Here is a 1,371-nt window from a genome sequence, read left to right as displayed (position 1 = left end):
GGCTGGAATAGATCGCTCGGTGCCCTTTTCACTGATGGGGGTATGCCAGAGGGGTCATTCCCAAGTCCCTTACAATCGAGGGTGACGGGCCTTCCCGCATGGTAAAGCGGCCAACCGGGTCAGGTGGGGAACCAAGCAGCCCTAACTGTGGAGTCAGTGCCGGGGTCAAGGCTCGTCACCTTATTCATCTCAAATCCGCGCTTCTCGCGGGTTTTATGCCTAGAGCGGCTTCCCGCTGCGGTTTTGTATCACTTGAGTGTGCCACTTCATTAATTTATGAAGTAGGAAAAGACATGGCTCAAGTCGAAGGATTGAACCTCCGGGGCTCCCGGTGGTGCGTCAGAATCCTGGTTCCAAATGATCTTCGGGACACCTAGACACCTTCTCCTCGCGGTGCAATCCAACGCTTGTACACGCCTTTAGCCTCTTTATCGAGGTAACTCGCATAGTCGCGAGCCGTTAGATGTCTTTGCTCTTCACTTGGCCCTGTTTTCTCTAGGTCTCGCCTCCACCGATCACGGGCAGTCACAAGTTGCTTATAAATATCAACTGGTGCGTCCGAGGAAGTAGCGCGAAGTCGCTGCATATGCGTACCCACAATGATGTACGGCCGACGCGGGCTATCCCCGTAAACGTCGTTCTGCGCATGCCAAAGCGCGATAGCCAAGGGTCGCCCAAAGTACTTCGCCATAAGCTTTGTCATCACCTCTTGCGCCTCAACATCAGACACACTAAACAATGTACCTACGTAGGCTCTGGCGTTTCCGAAGACGAAGTTTCCAGCAAGTCTGTGCCAGGATGCGCATGCGTTATTTAGCACAATCGGGCAGCCATAATTGGCTAGAGATCGAGGCACGGCAATGAAATTTCCATCAGACATTTTCAGTGCAGCTGAACCCACAACACGATTAATTAGTTCTTTCTTGACTGGCTGCAGGCGCTCCGGATCTCTTGTGCGCTCTATGTAGTCATTGATCGCAGTCCCAACGTATAGCGACTTCTTCTTCTCCGAATCATTCCAATCAACCCCATCCAGTGACACGAATCGCGTGAACTGCATGACGTCAAGCTTTTCACTACCGGGAACTACTGAAACGCTGATAGCAACATCGATCACTAACGTGCGATCACGTCCTTCGCTGTCAGTGTATTCGTAGGTCCATCTCCAACCTGACGCATCGCCGCAATGAGTCGATACAAGCAAAAGATCGTATGGGTAGAGCTCGACCGCCCGCGTTACCTCATAGACCGTTGCAGCTCGACTGCAAACGCCTCGTATAAACACTGACCGTGATCTCAGGGCATCCACTGCGGCGTCTATCTCTCCCGCATTCACCTCGCCTGGGTCTATTAGCATAGCGACGCGTATAC

The 1,371-nt window shown here is 52.5% G+C and carries 1 protein-coding gene and 1 other RNA gene; one reads left to right on the top strand and one right to left on the bottom strand.

From position 1 onward, the window contains the following. The first annotated feature begins 83 nt into the window (after positions 1-83). Positions 84-180: signal recognition particle sRNA small type (gene ffs, locus AC1DWI_RS23275), an RNA gene on the top strand. 193 nt (positions 181-373) lie between these two features. Here the strand turns inward: ffs and AC1DWI_RS23270 are convergent. Further along, positions 374-1,371, bottom strand: a 998-nt coding sequence (locus AC1DWI_RS23270; protein WP_477725929.1) for a hypothetical protein, incomplete at its 5' end; no start/stop codon positions are given.

The organism is Polaromonas sp. P3_C2, assembly GCF_056402675.1.
The sequence above is the reverse complement of the archived record's forward strand: the minus strand, read 5'-3'. Positions and strand labels throughout refer to the sequence as shown.